Source organism: Micromonospora sp. CPCC 205546 (assembly GCF_036902715.1).
In the GTDB taxonomy this organism is placed as follows: domain Bacteria; phylum Actinomycetota; class Actinomycetes; order Mycobacteriales; family Micromonosporaceae; genus Micromonospora.
In genome coordinates this window covers 1-1,943 of the sequence record NZ_JBAKHL010000149.1, presented here as the reverse complement: position 1 = coordinate 1,943, position 1,943 = coordinate 1, and the positions used below count along the sequence as shown (strand labels likewise).

Here is a 1,943-nt window from a genome sequence, read left to right as displayed (position 1 = left end):
CCTCACCCGCCGGCAGACACACCACCGACGCGTCACCGTCCACGTCGGCGACCATCGCCTCCAACACCGCCCGGTACATGCCACCGAGGCGCAGGACGTTGGGATAGCTGACCTGGTGCGGCCGGGCCAGGATGTTGAGCACCCCGCCGAGCGTGGAGACGTGCAGGCCGAACTCGCCGCTGGCCTCGTAGATGGCGTCCTCGAAGTCGACCCGCTCGGTGTCGACCTGCTCGAAGTCGAGGTAGTTGAAGAGGATCTCGATCGGCCGGCGCCCGTCACCGAGGCGCTGCACGGCCGGCAGCGGGTAGCGGCGGTGCGGCCACAGCTCCAGCTCCCCGGCGAAGGTGTTGCGGATCAGCTCCCGCCAGGTCCGCGCGCCCGCGTCGTGCACGAACGGCAGCGTGTTCAGGTGCATCCCGTAGACGCGGTCGGCGCCGGTCACCTCGGGCCGGCCGTGGCTGACCAGCCCGCTGGTGAACACCGGCTCGGCGGTGAGCTGGCTCATCACCTTCAGGTGCGCGGCCAGCAGCACGCTCTTCAGCGACGTGTCGGTACGGCTGGCCAGCTCGCGCAGGTCGTCCATGAGGTCGTGCAGGGGGACGCGGGTGCCGCACTCGTACTCGGGGACCGACTCGTCCTCGCCCCAGCCGGCGGGCAGCTCGAAGACCGGCTTGGCGACGACGCCCTGCCAGTAGTCGCGGTCCTCGGCCGACGCCAGCGCCTCGATCTCGCCGGCCACGAAGTCGGCGTAGCGGACCGGGGGCGCCTCGAACGCGGCCGGCGCTCCGGTGTCGCGCAGGCTGCGGTAGTTGTCGAGGATCTCCATCAGCAGCGAGTGGTGGCTCCAGCCCTCGAGGATGCCGTGCGACATGGTCAGCACGAACCACCACGTGTCGTTGCGGCCGGCCGCCCCGGCGATGCGCATCTGCGGGACCTGGTCGGGCGTGAACGGCCGGGACCGCTCGGCGGCCAGGTACGCCCGCAGCCGGGTCTCGGCCTCCTCGTCCGTGCCGTCGCGCAGGTCGAGCAGCGTGACGTCGACGGGCACCTCGGCGTGCACGAGCTGCATCGGCACCGAGAAGCCGGTCAGGTCGAAGGAGGTACGCAGGATCTCGTGCCGGTCCACGACGGTCCGTACGGCCCGACGCAGCGCGTCGCCGTCGAAGGCGTGCTCGTCGCGGATCGGGAACGCCGACACGTTGTGGTAGGTGCGCCGCTCCGAGTCGGACAGGGTGACCACCAGCATGGCGAGCTGCACCTGTGCGCACGGGTACGCGTCGGCGAGCCCGGCGGGCAGGGCGGCCCGGTCGGCGTCGTCGAGCAGGCTGAACGGGGCGACCGCCCGGAAGGCGGGCGCCGCCTCGACGTCGTCCCCGCCAGCGAGGTGCCGCGCCAGGGCGGCGACGGTCCGGTGCACGAAGACGTCGCGTACCGAGACCGGGTGCCCGGCGCCGCGCAGCGCGCCCACGAGCGCGATGGCGCTGATGGAGTGACCGCCGAGGTCGAAGAAGCTGTCCTGGGTGCTGACCTGCTCCAACTGGAGCACCCGGCCCCAGATCTCCGCCAGCCGCGCCTCCAGCTCCGTCGCCGGGGCGACGTGCTGCCGGTGCGCCGGCTCGGCGGCGTCCCAGAGGGCGGCGCGGTCGACCTTGCCGTTGGCGTTGAGCGGGATCGCCTCCACGGCCACGAACTCGGCCGGGATCATGTACTCGGGCAGGTGCTCCGCGCAGCGCTGCCGGACCCGGTCCAGCAGGCCCGGCGTCGCCGAGGCGGCCGGGCGGTAGAACGCCACCAGCCGGTCCGACTCGCCGACCAGGGCGACCGCGTCGCCGACGCCGTCGGTGCCCCCGACGACCGACTCGATCTCGCCGAGTTCGATCCGGTAGCCGCGGATCTTCACCTGGTGGTCGATCCGCCCGACGAACTCCACCGCCCCGTCGGGC

1 protein-coding gene is annotated in these 1,943 nt (G+C 72.7%); it reads right to left on the bottom strand.

All coding sequences use genetic code 11. From position 1 onward, the window contains the following. On the bottom strand, positions 1 to 1,943 hold a 1,943-nt coding region (locus V6U77_RS29740), incomplete at both ends, for a condensation domain-containing protein (protein ID WP_334610054.1).